We start from the raw sequence: 18,600 nt of genomic DNA on the forward strand, positions 1-18,600 counted from the left end.
TTGTTATGTCACAGGCGAATGCCAATTTTACAAAAAATTCTCCAAACACAGAGAGTAAAGTGAGTGACTCAGGTCAACTAAAAGAATTTCGCACTCCACCTCATAATCTTGCAATTGAGCAAGCGGTATTGGCAGCGTTAATGACGGTTGCTGAATCATTTGAACAAGTCAGCGACCTGCTTAAAGAAAATGATTTTTATGCGACACGTCACAAATATATTTATCGTGCCATCGAAAAACTAGCACAGGAAAACTCACCGTATGACGCTGTTTTGGTCAATGACTGGTTGCTCAAACAAAACCTGTTAGATGCCATTGGTGGTGAAGAATATCTGATGCAATTGATGGCAGACTCTCCATCAAGCTTCTACAACCTTGAAATTTATGCAAATAAAATCAAAGAGTTCTCAACTCTGCGTAACATGATCAAGATCAGCAGTGATATTTTACAAAATGCTTATGACACCAAAGGTCGTCCAGTCAGTGAAATTCTTGATTTAGCAGAAACCAGTATTTTCTCTTTGGCAGAACAGCACAATAACAATAAAAAAGATTCTGGGCCAAAATCAATCAGCTCTGTGACTGCTGACGTTATCACCAAATTAGATGAACTGTCTAAACTAGATGGCAACATTACTGGTTTAACCACAGGCTTCTTAGAGCTTGATAATAAAACATCAGGGATGCAGGCGGGAGATTTGATTATTGTTGCAGCACGTCCATCGATGGGTAAAACCACGTTCGCCATGAACCTGGTTGAAAGTGTACTGCAATACAACCGCCTACCTGCTCTCGTATTCTCTATGGAGATGCCAGCAGACTCGATTGCTATGCGTTTGATTTCAGCAATGGGTAAAGTCCATCAGGGCCATCTACGTTCAGGTAATCTCGATGCAGACGAATGGACCAAAGTCACTGGAACTATTCTTCAGCTACAAGAAATGCATCTCTATATCGATGACTCATCTGCCCTACCACCCACCGAACTACGTGCACGTGCGCGTCGTGTAGCTAAAATGCATGACGGTAAAATCGGCTGTATCATGGTCGACTACTTACAGTTGATGAAAGTCCCAGGCATGGGTGATAACCGTGTCGGCGAGATCTCGGAAATTTCACGAAGCTTAAAAGCTTTGGCCAAAGAAATGCAATGCCCTGTAATTGCACTGTCTCAGCTTAACCGTAGTTTGGAGAACCGACCAAACAAACGCCCAGTAATGTCAGACTTACGTGAATCGGGTGCGATCGAGCAGGATGCCGACTTGATCATGTTTATTTACCGTGATGAAGTCTATAACAAAGAATCTAAAGAAGCTGGTACTGCTGAAATCATTATCGGTAAGCAACGTAACGGTCCAATTGGTAGCGTACGTCTCGCATTTGAAGGTCAATATACGCGTTTTAGTAATCTCTCACCTGAGTTCTATGCTCAGTATGAAGATGACGAATAACATTCAAACTATTTCTATTTTATATACAATCCAAGTCGACCCAAAGGAGAACTCAGGGTGCGCCAAGCAACAGTTTATATTGACAGTGAAGCACTGCAATATAATTTAAACCGTGTTAAACAACTTGCTCCACATTCAAAAATCGTCAGTATGGTCAAAGCCAATGCTTATGGACATGGAGTCAAAAACTGTTTAGCCGCCCTTGAGGCCACGGACGCTTTTGGTGTCGCCTGTTTAGAAGAAGCACTGGAGATCAGGCAACTTGGATACACTCAGCCGATTACATTGATTGAAGGTGTATTTTCTGAAGATGAAATGACGCAAGTCATCGAGCAGAAACTTGAATGCATCGTACATCACAAACAACAAGTAGAATGGTTGATTCAACATAAAGCTGCTTATAATGCGTTGGGTTTAAAGGTTTGGGTTAAACTAAATAGCGGCATGAACCGTTTAGGTTTCAAAGTCGATGAAATCATTAACGTGATTCAACGTTTAAAAACTGAAGGTTTTACCTGTGTACTTGCCATGCATTTTGCCAATGCTGACGTAGACCACCCCTTAAATGAGCAACAAAAGCAACAATTCTTACAGGTAAAACAAGCCTGTGAACCGATCTTGGTATCTTGCTGTAATTCTGCTGCGATTTATAAATACCCTGAACTGCATTTTGATTTTGTTCGTCCGGGCATCATGCTTTACGGTGCATCACCCTTCGCGGATCGCAATGTACATGAACTCGATCTAAAGCCGGTAATGACTTTTAGTGCCGAAATTATTGCCCTCAATCAGATTCAACAAGGTGAGTTTGTCGGTTATGGCTCGACCTACTCAGCGTCATGTACGTCACAAATTGCCATTGTTTCGATTGGCTATGGTGACGGCTATCCACGCGCGTATATCGAGCAAAACTTTGTTGCCATCGATCAGCAACTTGTTCCTGTAGTCGGCCGTGTCAGCATGGATATGATCGCCATTGATATCAGCAATGTTAAAGCAGAAATTGGCACAAAAGTTGAGCTTTGGGGCCAATCTCGCCTGGTTGATGATGTTGCAGCAGCAAACGGAACTATCGGCTACGAGCTACTTTGCCGCCTCACCCAACGCCCAATACGTCAATTAGATAACTAAACATTACTTGATCAATTTTTGTGTTTTATCTCTAATAAGGTTTTAACCATTCAGATCCAGAATGCTCAAACTGATTTATGATAATCCGCTGTATAAAATGCCGATCCAGCAATTCGTGCTCTTTTTGATCCGAATTTCGATCGGCATTTTTTTCTTCACCACAGGCTTCAATAAACTTTTCGTTGAAAAAAATAAACTGATTATGCTGGAAACGATCATTGATGCAGGCATTCCATTTCCAGCAATCATGAGTAGCTTTGTGTCAGTCACTGAAATGCTTGCAGGTTTATTTCTGATTTTGGGCTTATTTACTCAGATCAGCAGTATTTTCTTGTTTATGATCTGCCTGACAGCACTATACACGGTTGGGATTCATACGATTCCAAGCGGCTTAGATCCGATAAGCTGGCTCAGTTGGTTCTTCTATATACATGACCTATTGTATATGCTCATTCTGGCGATATTGATTACATCTCGGCCAAGCATACTGTCGCTAGATCTTATTCTAAGCAAAAATATAACAACATCTTAGGATGATTCTCCCTCAAAAGGATCTATGCTTTTGAGGGAGTTTAAGGAAGTTATAAACCATAGTCCGCTGTTGGCTTTGGTAACTCTTGTAAACCACGGCGCAAGGTCTCAGACCACTGTCGACTAATCTGAGTAAAATAAGGATCATCCTCACCAATCCGCTTACCTTCTGGAATTTTAAAACTATCTTTATGGTAAACCAGTGCATCTAAAGGCAAACCCACTGAAACATTCGAGCGCAAAGTCGAATCAAAAGAAATAAGCGAACAGCGCAGTGCATCATCCAAAGGCATATCATAGTGTAAAGCACGATCTAGAATCGGTTTTCCGTACTTGCTTTCACCAATTTGGAAATACGGCGTATCGGTGGTTGCACAAATAAAGTTCCCTTGTGGATACACATTATAAAGCTGTATCTCCTCGCCTTGAATTTGCCCACCGACCAATATGCTACATGAATAATTCATCTGTTCTTGGGTGTCACTGGTAATATCTTCAAGCACTTTGCGTAGAGTTTTTCCAACCAATTCAGCCACTTCAAACATGGTATTGGCACTATACAAATTCGGCTCTTGATGCAAAGCCAAAGCATTCTGCAAATGCCCGATCACGGCTTGTGTCGTCGCCAAATTACCTGCTGTTTGCAAAGCAATAAAACGTTCACCTTCAACACCAAAGGTATGCAACTTACGAAATACAGAAATATGATCGACCCCTGCATTGGTTCGGGTATCACTAATCAATACCAAACCTTGCTCTAATCTTAATGCGCAACAATAGGTCATCTTTCTCTCTTTACATTCAACACGCCAAAACCTGCACCACAGACATCATACTTTCTACCCCGCCTTGCTCACGAATACCACGAACAGGCGCCACATCTAAATAATCACGTCCAACTGCAACGTATATATGGTTTTGGGGTGTAAATATCTGGTTACTTACATCGAAACAATACCACTCATTATCCACAAAAACCTCTGCCCATGCATGACTGGCGAGGTGTGGCTGATTTTCATCGTAGATATAGCCCGAAACGTAACGTGCAGGTAATTGTAACGCACGACACATGGCAATTAATATATGTGCGTGGTCTTGGCACACTCCCTGACCCGCATAAAAGGCATCAATAGCTGAGGTCGTAACCGAGGTACTTTCAGGTTGATAAGGCACTTGCTGTAAGATTTTTTCTGATAAAACAATCAAATGGTGGCGGTCTTTTACAGCAACAATCGAATGCGCAAAATCCGTCATGGTCAGGTCACAGCAGGTCATTGCCGTGCGTTGTAAAAACAGTAATGCTGAAATATCTGTCTCAAAATAACCCAACTCAGTCGCATGCAAATCCACTACACCCTGTGCCATGATCGTCAAATAACGATAATCATGGCGTTGCGTTGCTGTAATCCATAGGTTATTAAATGCATCACGTTGACACGAGTACTGTCCTGGCACACTAATATGCCAATTCTCTACACTCTGATGCCGTGAACTTTGTGGCATCATTTTGATGGATTGGACACTGTTCCGCGCAATCTCAGTATATTGATAATGCGTTTGGTGATTCACCATGAGTTTCATGAGGATACCTCAAATTGATTTTCCAATTTATAGGTAAATGCATAAAACTGATTTAAATATGGCTGTTCTTTTAATGTCTCCCAACACGGTTGTAAGTCTTGCCATCCCAAATGATATAACCGCTCAATGGTTGGATCAATCGCATCAAAAACAGCATGTGTATTGTGTTGAAATCTGAAATAGGTATCAATTTGCTCAATACATTGCCCAATATGAAAAAATAGAAAAATATCTTCTTGCTCAGCTTTCAGAATGTCGCAACAGCTATGCACCACATCCTGAATGGCTAATCCATCTGCTGCCACATTTTTGATCAGATAATTGAGTTCTGCATAGGCCTGTGCGGTTAATAATCCCCTCAACTCCTGAATATTGTCCCGCGCAATCTCAAGCTGACTCAATAAAGAATAAGGCTGCTGACGATCTAACATAAATTGATTCAAGTTTTCTGCATCATCAATATGCAAACAAAGTGCCTGTGCAAATTCTGATGCCTGATAATTATCATCAAAAGGCAAATGTCCAGCCACATGACCAATACGGAATAAATAACGTCCTAACCAATAAATATGTTGAGCGCTTGAGCTAAGTAAAAGCATAAATCTCCTCCCTTTTCTTAATCTTCAATCTCACAGCCCGCATTGTTATCATCTTCGGGCTGTGGATATGGTTCAGGAACGTAATGATTCAACCACCCATGTATCTTTAATTCCACCACCTTGAGAAGAGTTCACCACGAGAGAGCCTGCTTGCATGGCAACACGTGTTAAGCCACCCGGCACAATTTCAGTGCGATAAGGTGAGCTGAGTACAAAAGGTCTTAAATCAATATGTCGCTCAGCAACGCCTTCTGCTGTCATGGTTGGAGCAACGGAAAGTGCCAAAGTCGGTTGTGCAATATATAAATGTGGCGTCTCAATCAGTTTCTGTCTGAAACAATCAATCTGTTGTTGATCTGCTTGAGGACCAATCAACATGCCATAACCACCTGAGCCTTGTGCTTCTTTCACCACTAATTTTTCTAAATTACTAAGTACGTAATCCAGTTGCTCCGCTTCTCGACATTGATAAGTTGGCACATTATTCAAAATAGGTACTTCACCTAAATAGAACTGAATCATCTGATCGACATAAGGATAAATCGACTTGTCATCCGCCACCCCTGTTCCCGGTGCATTGGCAATCACAACATTGTGTTGTAAATATGCAGACATCAGTCCGGGTACACCCAAAGTGCTGTCAGGTCTAAAACTGAGTGGATCCAAGAATTCATCATCAACACGGCGATAGATAACGTCTACCTGCTGCCGACCACGAATAGTTTTGACAAAAACCTTATCATCTTCTACATACAGATCTCGGCTGGTCACTAGCGGTACATCCATTTCACGCGCTAGAAATGAATGTTCATAATAGGCACTATTAAAACGCCCAGGTGTTAGCACCACAATTAATGGCTGATCGACATAAGCATTTTCTTCGAGAATTGCTTTTAACAGACTTGGATATTGCTCAATCCCCTGTAAATTATTACTGCTACAAAGATCTGGCATCAATTTCTGACTGATTTTACGACTTTCCAGCATATAAGACACACCTGATGGTGTGCGTAGGTTATCTTCCAACACAAAGAAATCACCTTGCCCATCACGGATGATATCGATACCACTAATTTGTGAATAAACCTTGCCTTTCAACTGGTGCTTTAGCATATGCGGCTGGAACGCTTCGTGCGCAATCACCTGTTCTGCAGGAATCAAACCTTCTTTTAAAATATGCTGTCCATGATAAATATCATCTAGAAATAAATTTAATGCTTTGACTCGTTGTGCACAGCCCGTCGCGATCTTTTCCCATTGCTTCTTTTCAATCACACGCGGTATCAAATCATAAGGAATGGTACGCTCAGCACCCTCCTGATCACCGTAAACATTAAAAGTAATGCCTTGATATAAGAAATGCTGTTTTGCTTGTGCTTCTAGTGTTTTTAAATCATCAAGACTACGAATACTCAACCATTGCTCAATTTTTTTCGATGCTTCACCGTTAAAACTTTTGTCATCTAACATTTCATTGAAAAATTGTGATTTAAGTTGCTCAAATAAATTGGTGGTCACATTGAGCTGCGAAATAAATGTAGAGGTATCAACGGATGCTGCTGGATTGGGTTCTGGTGCGTAATAATCTGTGCTGATATGTAGGTTGTGTTCTTGTTCTGACATAGAAACCTCGTCTCATCATTTATTTATATCTAAAGGAAGCAATTTCAATGCCACTTATACAAAATGATCAATTTTCAACCAGACTTAGAATATTTAAGCAAAACTAGGGTCATTTCAGTCGTAAATACGTAATCTAGATAGGATGGACTTGATAATTAAGTATAGTTTTTTTATTGTGTCTGCTTTAGACCATTGAATTATGTATTTCGCTTATGTCATCCATACAAGAAAAAGAAACATCCAATAGCCTTTATCGCCAATGGCAAATCTTATCCCGCCTTTCTACTGGGAAATGGATGGGCACACGCGAATTACAAGAAATATTAGAACGCGAAGGCATTGATATCAGTCTGCGTACCATTCAGCGTGATTTAAATCAAATTGCTCAGCGTTTCCCAATCGAGAGCAATAAAACCGTACCACAAGGTTGGCGTTGGCGTTCAGATGCACCAATTCAAAGCTTGCCCCACATGACCAGCTCGCAAGCGGTTACGTTTATGATGGTCGAAGAGCATTTACGTCACTTGCTTCCACCAAGTTTATTAGAAGAAATGACACCTTGGTTTGATTTGGCCAAACGTAGCCTATCGACACAAAATAATGTTCGACAATGGATCAACCGTGTTCGTATTGTACCGGCGACACAACCCTTGATTCCGCCTGTTGTCGACAAACATGCACAACAAGCGATTTATGAAGGTTTATTACAAGACAAACAGATCGAATGTATTTATCTCGCCCGTACCCATCAAGGCGAAGATAAGACCTATATCCTCAATCCGCTGGCTTTGGTTCAAAAAGGTGCAGTGATTTATTTAATCTGTACCCGAAATGATAAAACTGAAGTACAAACCTTCGCCTTGCACCGCTTTAAAGCAGCAACGGTATTGGAAAGTCGCGCCTTACATCCTGTGAACTTTGAAATTGATAATTATATTGAATCAGGTGCATTGGGTTTCCGTGTTGACTACAGCAAGCCAACCGAACAAATTCATTTAAAACTGACCATGACCGAGAGTACAGCCAAGAGTTTCTACGAAAGCCAGCTGAGTAAGGATCAAATCATCCAACATCTAGAAGAAAACATTGTCGAAGTCTCTGCAACTGTTCCATTTACCTCACAACTGGTGTGGTGGCTCAGAAGTTTTGGTAAGAAAATGCTGAATATTGAACCCGCTGCCGTTTATAACGCAGTGAAAGAGATTGAAGAGCAAGCCCAATAAAAAAGAGAACCTTTCGGTTCTCTTCGATTTTTTATAAATTTTATTATCAAACACTCAATATTATTTTTATTGTTTAAATGTTCAAACCAACCTCTCTCCCCGCCTTGATCAAAATTGGTTTGTACCTTTTTAAGCGCTTAGATTTAAATTAACATCGGCACGCTAATTCATAGCCATTGTAGCGGATTCTCTTTTTGGTCATGGTTAAACCCTCTTTGTTTGAACGTAGAATCACTATAACGAGGATTTTTTAGACTGTGAAATAACAAAGATTGGAATCAAAATCTAATTTTTTGCTATCGCTGATCTTTGCGTCAAAATCAACTTATTCATCTTCTTTTTTATCAGATAATAAAACTTCGAAGCGATGCAAATGGGTAAAACGCCCAGCCTGTATTTGATATTGATCAATCTGAGGCACTAATTTCCGGAAATGCTCCGACTGTACATGTAAATCTAGTGCTTCACGATCAACCCATTCTTCGATAAAAACAAAATGCCCTTTTTGTTTATGGTCATGATAAAGATCATAAGCAATGCATCCTGCCTCGGCTTTAGTTTTCTCTACCAACTCTTGATAAAGCGCTAACACCTCATCAATTTTGTCTGGCTGGATATAGTCTTCAGCAATCAGTTTTAAGGTCATTTACCTCGCTCTCCCTAAATATTTCCCATAAAAAAAGCTCTCAAATTCATGAGAGCTTTTTTGTCATCAATTCAGCTTATGCTGAAAATGGATGACGCAATACGATTGTTTCTGCACGGTCAGGACCTGTTGAAACGATATCAATTGGGCAACCAATTAAAGTTTCAATACGACGTACATAGGCCAATGCATTTGCAGGAAGTTGATCAATTTGAGTCAAACCAACAGTAGACTCGCTCCAACCCGGCATGGTTTCATAGATCGGTTTCAAGCTTTCAAATGAAATCGCATCAGAAGAACCTGCACAGCCAGAATCTACATCTTCATAACCCACACAGATTTTTACTTCTTCTAAACCATCTAATACATCAAGCTTAGTTAGGCAAATACCAGATAACGAGTTCACATCAACCGAACGACGTAAAATCTCAGCATCAAACCAACCACAACGACGTTGACGGCCAGTAGACGCGCCAAACTCATGACCAACTGTACCTAAGTGACGACCAATCGCATCACCTGTATCTGTTGCTGCATCATAATGCAACTCAGTTGGGAACGGACCTGCACCTACACGTGTTGTATATGCTTTGGTAATACCCAATACATAGTCTAAATGCAATGGACCCATACCTGAACCAGAGCTTACGCCACCAGCAGTAGTATTCGAGCTTGTTACAAATGGATAGGTACCATGATCGATGTCCAGCAATGAACCTTGCGCACCTTCAAACATGATTGCCTTACCTTCTTTGCGGTAATTATGTAATACAGTCGTTACATCAATCACTAATGGAGCAAGAACTTCGCGCCATGCATCACAAAGAGCAAGTACATCTTCAAACTTAACTTCTTCAACGCCATAGAATTGAGAAAGTTGGAAGTTATGCAGCTCAAGCATTTCCTTGAGTTTTTCTTCAAGTAAAGCACCACCACGAATCAAATCTGCTACGCGTACAGCACGACGTGCAACTTTGTCTTCGTAAGCTGGGCCAATACCGCGACCAGTTGTACCAATTTTCGCGTTACCACGTTTTTTCTCACGTGCTTGGTCAAGCGCGATGTGGTTTGGCAAAATAAGTGGACAGTTTGGAGAAATACGTAAACGCTCTTTAACAGGTACGCCTTCTTGTTCCAAAATCGCCATTTCTTTAATCAAGGCTTCAGGAGAAAGAACAACACCATTCCCGATTAAGCACAATACGTTTTCACGTAAAATACCTGATGGAATGAGGTGTAATACAGTCTTCTTACCACCTACCACAAGCGTATGACCTGCGTTGTGTCCGCCTTGGTAGCGAACTACCGCAGCCGCTTGATCTGTGAGCAGGTCGACGATTTTACCTTTTCCTTCGTCGCCCCATTGGGTACCAAGTACCACAACATTTTTGCCCATAATAGCCTCATTACATCATGCTGTTAAAATTGGAAACCAAGTCTTAAAACTTGGCAATTAAATTTTTTCAATCACCCACTGCCCGTTTTGAGACACCAACTGATGGGTCGCATAAGGCACTGAGCTTAAATCATCATTACCCAACAACTGCACCACACGTGAACCTTTGCCACGTACATCTGCAATTGCATTTAATAAATCTTGATCATGGCCTTTCGGTGCAACCACAGTTTCAATTTCTACAAACTGAGTCGCGCCTAAAGCATATAAGTCACAACTAAATCCAGTTGCTGGACGCGCACGCCCAAAATGCTCACCAATACCATCATAACGACCACCTTGAGCCAGTGGTGCGGCACGATTCGGTGCATAAATGGCATACATCAAACCTGTATGATAGTGATAGCTGCGTAACTCAACCACATCTATCCCAATGTTCAGATTCGACCAACGTGACTGGATTTGCGCTAATGTAGATTTCAATGCATCTAATGCATTTTTGAAATCCGCATCATTTAAAATATCTTGGCTTAAATGCATTTCTAGTGCATCAAGGTCGCTTGCATAACGCCCTAAAGCATAAAAGTCCGCACCCATCGCTAAATCTTGCGTGAATTCTTCTAACTCTGGGAAAGCTTTACGCTGATATAAGTCAGAAAGTTCACTTTCGGTATTTTTATTTAAGCCAGCGCGTTTAACCAGACTACGGAATAAACCAACATGACCTAAATCTAAATGAGCGCCCTCTAAAGTATGAGTATGCTCAATTAACGCCAACATAACGTTGATCATTTCAACATCTGCTTCGATGCTGTCATGACCATACAACTCTGCACCTAACTGCAAAGGTGCACGGGTTGCATTGAAATTCTGTGGTTTGGTATGCAAGACTGAACCTGCATAGCAATAACGTGCTACACCTTCAATTGGTCGAACATGAGCATCTATACGCGCAACTTGCGGCGTCATATCCGCACGCACACCGAGTAAACGGCCAGATAGTTGATCAATAACTTTGAAGGTAACTAAATCTAAATCTTGATTAGATTCTGAAAGTAGCGAGAGCGATTCGATGTATTCAATAAATGGCGTATACACCAATTGATAACCTCGAACTGCGAGGAAATCTAACGCTTCTCGACGCAAGGTTTCAACCACTTGCGCTTGTTCTGGCAATACATCTGCTACCCCGTCAGGGAGCAACCATGTCTCTGAAATGGCCATGTTCCAAACCTAAAATCTGTTCAATGTGGAAGCATCCACACAAAAAGCAACCACATAAAAAAATCGGGTGAATGCCCGATTCAGCGTAGTGTAGCACGAAGATTTATGTGATGCACCTTCGAATTTGAATAAATCTTTCGGGTTTATTGATCAAATAACTTCACTAAGTAAGAAAAATTAACGAGTAGATTCAATAGATTGAAACTAATCACTGAGAGTATAAGTCCATGTTCTTGTCCCTAAGAACTGCCTAACATCTGAACTATTGCCCTGCTTGCAATTGATCAAGTTTGATTTTTACAACATTGATTGCTTGGGAGTCACATGCAAGACTGCCTGTCCGAAATTCCGAGCCTCTTAAGCAGCGATTACCCCAAATAAATGAAACACCTTAAGGTCTTGTTCTTAGTTTATATTAAAAAACACATTCCATTTTTTGATTTCTTTCACCTGAACTCAGGGCTAAAGATTCCCATTCAGGTATAAACACAAAATTGTGCCTAGAATATAAACACACTGCTCGCTCATTTTTTGGAGATACGCTTAATACAATCCTAGAATGACCTTTAGAAACGGCTAAATTCTTAATCGCAGAAATCAGCAGATCGGCTATACCACTGCCACGAAACATAGGATTAACCCACATCGCGATCACATTAAATTCACGTACAGCGTTTTGAGTTCCACCAATAATCCCAATTGCCCGATCCCCTTTAATTGCTAAAACATATCGAAATTTAGTCTTTTGTGAGGCACGGTCACGCCATTCTGATTCACTATATTTCTCTGTAGTCGCATAATTAGCAGCGAAAACATCAGGACTATCCAGTAGAGACTCTAAACGAACGGTTTTAAGGATTTTCCAATCCTCCTCGGTGGTGAGACGTACCACCAATTCCTCCAAGTCTGGACTCATTCAATACCTCTAACTTATCGCGAATCTGAATTTTTATAAAAGATTCTCAAAAATTAGCTTATATTTATTCAGTTCCTTTGCCGCCTTTTACTACGATTTCTAGCAAATTCACCATTTCAACATTTTGCTTTTCTAAAGCGGCAATATTTGCCACAGTTCGATCCAAAACCTCTTGTTGCACATGCATCTTCTTGGCCAGATCCTGCATGATTTCCAAACTCTTTTTTAGATGTAATTCTAAATGCACAACTTTTTCTTCAAGTTGCAAAACTTGAACATCTTGGTTTGGTACATCTACATTTTTAAACTGCAGCCAGAATAAAAATACAACCGCCGCCAATAAAATAGCAATTAATCCCCAAATCAACATCAATGTCATTCACTACTCCGAATTAATTTTTATATTATTTAAATCATTAATCACAAAAAGTTTCACACAAATCGAGTAAGCGATTTGCATATCCCCATTCATTATCATACCACGCAAAAACTTTCGCTTGATGTCCCACCACCATGGTTTGAGTTAAATCCACAATCAGAGAATAAGGCGAATGATTAAAGTCACTAGAAACCAGATCTTCATCTGTCACTTGCATGATCTGCGCATAATCATATTGCGCCGCCTTGCTCAAAACTTCATTGATTTTATGCACAGTAATCGGTGAATGCGAAACAAAAGTGAGATCAATGGCAGCCACATTAATGGTCGGTACACGAATGGAATAGCCATTGATCCGATCTTCCATTTTCGGCATGACTTGTTTCAATGCACCCAAGGCACTTGATGTGGTTGGAATAATATTTTGCCCAGATGCACGTGCACGACGTAAATCCCGATGCGCGTGATCCAAAACCGATTGATCGGCTGTGACCGCATGGATTTCTGTCATTAATGCGGTATCAATACCAAAGGCATCATCAATAATTTTAACCAACGGCACTAAGGCCTGTGTGGTACATGAGACACTGGAGATGATTTGATCTGTGGCCTTTACGTCATTATGATTAACACCATAGACAATCGCCGCATCCACAGAATCAAAAGGTGCAGCACCAATAATCACACGCTTTGCACCTGCCTCAACATGGCGTGTAGCATCAGCACGTGAACGGAATAAACCGGTACATTCAAGCACCACATCAATATCTAAGTCAGCCCAAGGCAATAATTCTGGCTGAGCCTGCTTAAAAACCTGTAGTTTTAACTGACGCTGATTGGACTGGATATTCAAAAAAATATGTTGATTTTCAATTTGAATTTCAACTTGACCTGCAAAACGACCATGCGTGGTATCGTATTTGAACAAATGCACCAAGGTCTGCACATCTGCGATGTCATTAATGGCAACAATATCAAACTGAAATTGCTTAGGACTCTCAAACCACGCACGTAATACATTCCGACCAATTCGACCAAATCCATTGATAGCGATACGTTGCATGTAGGGTCCTTATTCATCAAAACATCATCTTTTCTATGCTATATGGTAAAACATCAAGCACATTGTTGAATATAGATTTTTAGCTTAAACACAGTTTTATATGATATTGCTTGTAAAATCGTTGGTGAGGCAGGTATTTTCCGTTATAATTTAGCACTTTTAAAATCTATGCCACGCACTGGGTTCGATTGTAGAACGTTAGACACAACGTACCTTGTTGCATATAGCCAAATTCAAAATTATGGAGTGTCTTGGTTGTGAGTACTCGCTTTATGACATCAGCTGAAATCCGTGAAGCATTTTTGCGTTATTTCGAATCGCAAGGGCATACACGTGTCGCTTCGAGTTCTCTCGTTCCCGCCAACGACCCAACTTTGCTGTTTACCAATGCTGGTATGAACCAGTTTAAAGATTGTTTCTTAGGTTTAGAAAAGCGCGACTATGTTCGTGCTGTTTCATCTCAAAAATGTGTCCGTGCCGGCGGTAAGCATAATGACCTCGACAACGTAGGTTATACCGCACGTCACCACACTTTCTTTGAAATGTTAGGCAACTTCTCTTTCGGTGATTATTTCAAACAAAATGCACTGAAATTTGCTTGGGAATTTTTGACCAGCGAACAGTGGTTAGGCTTACCGAAAGATCGTTTATATGTCACGGTTTATCATACCGATGATGAAGCATTTGATATCTGGAACAAAGAAATTGGTATCGATGCTGAACGTATTATCCGTATTGGCGATAACAAAGGTGGCCAATACGCATCAGATAACTTCTGGGCAATGGGTGATACAGGTCCTTGTGGTCCTTGTTCTGAAATTTTCTATGACCATGGTGACCATATCTGGGGTGGCTTACCAGGCACACCAGAAGAAGATGGTGATCGTTTCATCGAAATCTGGAACAACGTTTTCATGCAGTTCAATCGTACTGCTGATGGTGTCATGCACCCTCTTCCAGCACCTTCTGTTGATACAGGTATGGGCTTGGAGCGTATTTCGGCTGTACTACAACATGTCAATTCAAACTATGAAATTGACCTGTTTCAACACTTATTAAAAGCTGCTGCTGAAATCATTGGTTTAGATACCACTGCCATTGAAGCTGAAGCAAAAGCACAAAATAAACCAGTTGAATATCCTGCATCGTTAAAAGTGATTGCTGACCATGCGCGTTCATGCTCATTCTTGATTGCTGACGGTGTTAACCCTTCAAATGAAGGTCGTGGTTATGTGCTACGTCGTATTATTCGTCGTGCCGTGCGTCATGGTAACAAGTTAGGTGCAACAGGTTCATTCTTCTATAAGATGTTACAACCGCTAATTGAAGTCATGGGCGATGCCTATCCTGAACTTGCAGCGCAGCAAGCACGCATCGAAGCACAGCTTCTTAAAGAAGAAGAGCAATTCGCGAAAACACTTGAGCAAGGCTTGAAGTTGTTAGAAGGTGAATTAGCACAACTGAAAGGCAATGTGATTGCTGGTGAAACCGTATTTAAACTATACGATACTTACGGCTTCCCGACTGACTTAACCGCTGATATCGCACGTGAACGTGATCTTACCATTGACGAAGCCGGCTTCGAAGTTGAAATGGCTGCGCAACGCCAACGTGCACGTGATGCAGGTAAATTTGCAGTTGACTACAACAGCATTGTCAAAGTTGAAGGCGAAACTCAATTTGATGGTTATGAAGCGACTCAAGGCCAAGGTCAAATCGTTGCGATCTATAAAGATGGCGTGCAAGTTGATGAAATCAACGAAGGTGACGAAGCACTGATCGTATTGAACCAAACCCCTTTCTATGCAGAAAGCGGTGGTCAAATCGGTGATACAGGTATCTTCAAAAACGATACTGGTATTTTTGAAGTTCAAGATACTAAAAAATCTGGTGGTGCATTTGTCCATCAAGGTATCGTGACCATGGGTAGCCTCAAAGCCACTCAAAATGTTGAAGCAACGGTTAAAGCAGACATTCGTGCAGCAACAGCGCGTAATCACTCAGCGACTCACCTTCTACATGCGGCTTTACGTCAGATTCTTGGTGAGCATGTACAACAAAAAGGTTCTTTGGTTGCCAGCGATATTTTACGTTTTGACTTTGCCAACGACCAACCTGTTTCGTTTGAACAATTGCAACAGATTGAGCGTTTAGTCAATGCCGAAGTCATTGCGAACAGCCCTGTAACAACTGAATTACTTGATATTGAATCAGCAAAAGCCAAAGGCGCAATGATGCTGTTCGGTGAGAAGTATGGCGAAGAAGTTCGCGTACTTTCTATGGGTTCTATTATTGAAGAAAAAAACTTCTCTATCGAACTTTGTGGTGGTATTCACGTTAAGCGCACGGGTGATATTGGTCTATTTAAAATCACTTCTGAAGGTGGTGTTGCTGCGGGCGTTCGTCGTATTGAAGCCGTGACTGGCACCAAAGCGCTTGAAGTGGTTCAAAAAGCAGAAACAGATATCCAAATCATTAACGGTTTGTTGAAAGCGCAAAAAGACCAAACTGTAGAGAAAGTTGAAGCAATTGTTGAAACTGCTTCTAGCCTACAAAAGCAAATCGAACAATTGAATCAAAAATTAGCGAGCTTCCAAGCGGCTGAGCTTTTAGATCAAGTCACAGAAATTGCGGGTCGTCAAACGCTTATCACATCGGTAAAAGGTTTAGATGCCAAATCATTACGCAATCTTCATGACAGCGTAAAATCAAAATTAGAAGATGCAGTCATTATTTTAGCTGGTGTTGAAGGTGATAAAGTGAGTTTAATCGCTTCCGTCGCTAAACAATACGCTGCAACTCTAAAAGCAGGTGACATCATCAAACACTTGGCTCAAGAGCTGGGCGGTAAAGGTGGTGGTAAACCTGACTTAGCACAAGGTGGCGCGCCACTTAACGAGAAGTTTGATCAAGTCATCGCAGCATTACCTGCTTGGCTTGCGCAATAATAAAGACTTCACTTTTGTGTAACTGACCCTGATGCCTCTCAGGGTCATGGCTTATATGGAACAACTATGGCTTTAATCGTTCAAAAATATGGCGGTACCTCTATGGGTACTCCTGAGCGCATTTTAAATGTTGCTCATCGTGTCAAGCGTTGGCATGATCATGGTCACAAGGTGGTCGTGGTTGTATCAGCAATGAGTGGTGAAACTAACCGCTTACTTGCGCTTGCCAAAGCCATTACTAGCACCCCTGACCCACGCGAATTAGATCAAATGGTGTCAACGGGTGAACAAGTAACGATTTCCATGTTAGCTATGGCACTTAATTCTATTGGTGTAGAAGCTAAATCATATACAGGTCGTCAAGTTGGTATCAAAACTGACAGCGCGTTTACCAAAGCACGTATTGAATCCATTGATACTGATGTAATGACCGCTGATCTAGATGCTGGTCGTGTCATCGTCGTTGCCGGTTTCCAAGGTTATGATGCCAATGGCAATATCACAACTTTAGGTCGCGGTGGTTCAGATACTTCAGGCGTTGCACTTGCAGCAGCACTAAAAGCAGATGAATGCCAGATTTATACCGATGTAGACGGTGTTTATACCACTGACCCTCGTGTAGCGCCTAAAGCAAAGAAAGTTGACCGTATTTCTTTTGAAGAAATGCTAGAAATGGCATCTTTAGGTTCGAAAGTTTTACAAATTCGCTCTGTTGAATTCGCAGGCAAATATCAGGTGCCATTACGTGTATTATCAAGCTTTGATAACGATAATGATGGCGCATTTGATGAAGATTTCAAACAAAACGTAGGTACACTAATTACGACTGAGGCGGAAGACGATATGGAACAACCAATCATCGCAGGTATTGCATTTAACCGTGACGAAGCAAAACTCACTATTTTAGGTGTTCCTGACGAACCAGGTATCGCATCTAAAATCTTATCACCGATCAGCAATGCCAACATCGAAGTGGATATGATTATCCAGAATGTTGAAGAAGACGGTACAACAGATTTTACTTTTACCGTGAATCGTAACGACTTGGCGAAAGCAAAAGCAATTTTAGAACAAACTGCAAACAGCATCGAAGGTTGTGAAGTTGTGACGCGTGATGACATCGTAAAAGTGTCAATCGTAGGTGTTGGTATGCGTTCTCACGCAGGTGTAGCGAGCAAAATGTTTACTGCATTAGCTGAAGAAAGCATTAATATTCTCATGATTTCTACATCAGAAATCAAAGTTTCTGTGATCATCGAAGAAAACTATTTAGAATTGGCAGTTCGTTGTTTACATACAGCTTTTGGCCTAGATCGTGAACACGGCGAAAGCAGTGCACGTGCTTAATTAATAGCTGCTTAAACATATTTACTCGCAAGTAAATAAGAAAAAAAACAGAGCCACTATAGTTTTTCTTATAGTGGCTCTGTTATATTAGCCTTGAGGTTTTTAAAAAGACTCTCACAGAACTTACGAAAAAAAATGTTTTTTACATATTTCTGTTAGAGTTTTCTGTATATTAGGCTGTGCTTTCAAACAATGAATTCCCTGTCGCAAGTTTAAGCGTTTAGCAAGGAGATAAACATGCTGATTCTGACCCGTCGTGTCGGAGAAACATTAATGATTGGGGATCAAGTCAGTGTTACTGTGCTTGGCGTAAAAGGCAATCAGGTGCGTATTGGTGTAAATGCTCCAAAAGAAGTTTCTGTGCATCGTGAGGAAATTTACCAACGTATCCAACATGAACGTGCCATGCATGAGCATCTGCAACATCTTGATCAAGATTATCAACATTCTTATGAAGAAGAGAATAATGATTTTTCTCAACATAATAACTTCAATCGTTAATATGCCGCATTCTTCTCGAATGATTAAAGCGACTAAAATTA

17 protein-coding genes are annotated in these 18,600 nt (G+C 41.0%); 7 read left to right on the top strand and 10 right to left on the bottom strand.

All coding sequences use genetic code 11. The features are described from left to right. The first annotated feature begins 5 nt into the window (after positions 1–5). From dnaB to WA352_RS11650, 3 genes are all read left to right on the top strand, one after another. Positions 6–1,451 (top strand): replicative DNA helicase, encoded by a 1,446-nt coding sequence (gene dnaB, locus WA352_RS11640; RefSeq protein ID WP_004806002.1) that lies wholly within the window; start codon positions 6–8, stop codon positions 1,449–1,451. Positions 1,452–1,508: 57 nt separating this feature from the next. Then, the gene (gene alr, locus WA352_RS11645; RefSeq protein ID WP_004805999.1) at positions 1,509–2,582 is read left to right on the top strand and encodes an alanine racemase; all 1,074 of its coding nucleotides are present in this window, start codon (positions 1,509–1,511) and stop codon (positions 2,580–2,582) included. 61 nt (positions 2,583–2,643) lie between these two features. Continuing rightward, positions 2,644–3,114: a DoxX family protein gene (locus tag WA352_RS11650; protein ID WP_033133674.1), complete on the top strand. Its 471-nt coding sequence runs from the start codon at positions 2,644–2,646 to the stop codon at positions 3,112–3,114. 49 nt (positions 3,115–3,163) lie between these two features. On the opposite strand, the gene WA352_RS11655 is transcribed toward WA352_RS11650, so the two are convergent. The 4 genes from WA352_RS11655 to WA352_RS11670 form a co-directional block, all read right to left on the bottom strand. Then, positions 3,164–3,898 (bottom strand): proteasome-type protease, encoded by a 735-nt coding sequence (locus WA352_RS11655; RefSeq protein WP_004805995.1) that lies wholly within the window; start codon positions 3,896–3,898, stop codon positions 3,164–3,166. Between the two features lie 16 nt (positions 3,899–3,914). Further along, complete coding sequence (locus WA352_RS11660) at positions 3,915–4,694, bottom strand: transglutaminase family protein (protein ID WP_033133673.1); 780 nt, start codon at positions 4,692–4,694, stop codon at positions 3,915–3,917. Next, entirely contained in the window at positions 4,691–5,293 is a 603-nt protein-coding gene (locus WA352_RS11665) for an alpha-E domain-containing protein (RefSeq protein ID WP_033133672.1), read from the bottom strand. Before WA352_RS11665 ends, WA352_RS11660 begins: the two co-directional genes overlap by 4 nt. A gap of 72 nt (positions 5,294–5,365) precedes the next feature. Next, entirely contained in the window at positions 5,366–6,916 is a 1,551-nt protein-coding gene (locus WA352_RS11670) for a circularly permuted type 2 ATP-grasp protein (protein ID WP_033133671.1), read from the bottom strand. 212 nt (positions 6,917–7,128) lie between these two features. Here WA352_RS11670 and WA352_RS11675 point away from each other — a divergent pair, with 212 nt between their 5' ends. Beyond that, positions 7,129–8,139 carry a helix-turn-helix transcriptional regulator gene (locus WA352_RS11675; protein ID WP_081406949.1) on the top strand — a complete coding sequence of 337 codons (1,011 nt, stop codon included), beginning with the start codon at positions 7,129–7,131 and terminating at the stop codon, positions 8,137–8,139. A gap of 325 nt (positions 8,140–8,464) precedes the next feature. Here the strand turns inward: WA352_RS11675 and WA352_RS11680 are convergent, their stop codons facing one another. From WA352_RS11680 to WA352_RS11705, 6 genes are all read right to left on the bottom strand, one after another. Continuing rightward, positions 8,465–8,785, bottom strand: a complete 321-nt coding sequence (locus tag WA352_RS11680; RefSeq protein ID WP_033133669.1) for a putative quinol monooxygenase — start codon at positions 8,783–8,785, stop codon at positions 8,465–8,467. Between the two features lie 76 nt (positions 8,786–8,861). Then, a complete protein-coding gene (locus tag WA352_RS11685) occupies positions 8,862–10,181 on the bottom strand; it encodes an adenylosuccinate synthase (RefSeq protein ID WP_004805984.1) in 1,320 nt (439 codons plus the stop codon). 57 nt (positions 10,182–10,238) lie between these two features. After that, on the bottom strand, positions 10,239–11,405 hold the full coding sequence (locus WA352_RS11690) for an ATP phosphoribosyltransferase regulatory subunit (protein ID WP_033133668.1): 1,167 nt from the start codon (positions 11,403–11,405) through the stop codon (positions 10,239–10,241). Between the two features lie 415 nt (positions 11,406–11,820). Next, on the bottom strand, positions 11,821–12,321 hold the full coding sequence (locus tag WA352_RS11695) for a GNAT family N-acetyltransferase (protein ID WP_033133667.1): 501 nt from the start codon (positions 12,319–12,321) through the stop codon (positions 11,821–11,823). Between the two features lie 64 nt (positions 12,322–12,385). Next, positions 12,386–12,700 carry a hypothetical protein gene (locus WA352_RS11700; RefSeq protein ID WP_033133666.1) on the bottom strand — a complete coding sequence of 105 codons (315 nt, stop codon included), beginning with the start codon at positions 12,698–12,700 and terminating at the stop codon, positions 12,386–12,388. Between the two features lie 37 nt (positions 12,701–12,737). After that, positions 12,738–13,763, bottom strand: a complete 1,026-nt coding sequence (locus tag WA352_RS11705; protein ID WP_004805974.1) for a type I glyceraldehyde-3-phosphate dehydrogenase — start codon at positions 13,761–13,763, stop codon at positions 12,738–12,740. Between the two features lie 257 nt (positions 13,764–14,020). Between WA352_RS11705 and alaS the strand changes: the two genes are divergently transcribed. The 3 genes from alaS (at position 14,021) to csrA (ending at position 18,559) form a co-directional block, all read left to right on the top strand. Next, entirely contained in the window at positions 14,021–16,711 is a 2,691-nt protein-coding gene (alaS, locus tag WA352_RS11710) for an alanine--tRNA ligase (RefSeq protein ID WP_171248657.1), read from the top strand. 66 nt (positions 16,712–16,777) lie between these two features. After that, complete coding sequence (locus tag WA352_RS11715; RefSeq protein WP_004805971.1) at positions 16,778–18,058, top strand: aspartate kinase; 1,281 nt, start codon at positions 16,778–16,780, stop codon at positions 18,056–18,058. 237 nt (positions 18,059–18,295) lie between these two features. Further along, on the top strand, positions 18,296–18,559 hold the full coding sequence (csrA, locus tag WA352_RS11720; protein ID WP_004805969.1) for a carbon storage regulator CsrA: 264 nt from the start codon (positions 18,296–18,298) through the stop codon (positions 18,557–18,559). The last annotated feature ends 41 nt before the right edge of the window (positions 18,560–18,600 follow it).

This window comes from Acinetobacter sp. 102 (genome assembly GCF_037028485.1).
Lineage (GTDB): Bacteria > Pseudomonadota > Gammaproteobacteria > Pseudomonadales > Moraxellaceae > Acinetobacter > Acinetobacter higginsii.

Coding starts and splice junctions, on each gene's coding strand:
- WA352_RS11655 (WP_004805995.1), bottom strand. CDS start 3,898: ATGACCTATTGTTGCGCATTAAGATTAGAGCAAGGTTTGGTATTGATT.
- dnaB (WP_004806002.1), top strand. CDS start 6: ATGTCACAGGCGAATGCCAATTTTACAAAAAATTCTCCAAACACAGAG.
- WA352_RS11700 (WP_033133666.1), bottom strand. CDS start 12,700: ATGACATTGATGTTGATTTGGGGATTAATTGCTATTTTATTGGCGGCG.
- WA352_RS11675 (WP_081406949.1), top strand. CDS start 7,129: ATGTCATCCATACAAGAAAAAGAAACATCCAATAGCCTTTATCGCCAA.
- WA352_RS11715 (WP_004805971.1), top strand. CDS start 16,778: ATGGCTTTAATCGTTCAAAAATATGGCGGTACCTCTATGGGTACTCCT.
- WA352_RS11685 (WP_004805984.1), bottom strand. CDS start 10,181: ATGGGCAAAAATGTTGTGGTACTTGGTACCCAATGGGGCGACGAAGGA.
- WA352_RS11680 (WP_033133669.1), bottom strand. CDS start 8,785: ATGACCTTAAAACTGATTGCTGAAGACTATATCCAGCCAGACAAAATT.
- WA352_RS11660 (WP_033133673.1), bottom strand. CDS start 4,694: ATGAAACTCATGGTGAATCACCAAACGCATTATCAATATACTGAGATT.
- WA352_RS11690 (WP_033133668.1), bottom strand. CDS start 11,405: ATGGCCATTTCAGAGACATGGTTGCTCCCTGACGGGGTAGCAGATGTA.
- WA352_RS11695 (WP_033133667.1), bottom strand. CDS start 12,321: ATGAGTCCAGACTTGGAGGAATTGGTGGTACGTCTCACCACCGAGGAG.
- WA352_RS11665 (WP_033133672.1), bottom strand. CDS start 5,293: ATGCTTTTACTTAGCTCAAGCGCTCAACATATTTATTGGTTAGGACGT.
- WA352_RS11670 (WP_033133671.1), bottom strand. CDS start 6,916: ATGTCAGAACAAGAACACAACCTACATATCAGCACAGATTATTACGCA.
- WA352_RS11705 (WP_004805974.1), bottom strand. CDS start 13,763: ATGCAACGTATCGCTATCAATGGATTTGGTCGAATTGGTCGGAATGTA.
- csrA (WP_004805969.1), top strand. CDS start 18,296: ATGCTGATTCTGACCCGTCGTGTCGGAGAAACATTAATGATTGGGGAT.
- WA352_RS11650 (WP_033133674.1), top strand. CDS start 2,644: ATGCTCAAACTGATTTATGATAATCCGCTGTATAAAATGCCGATCCAG.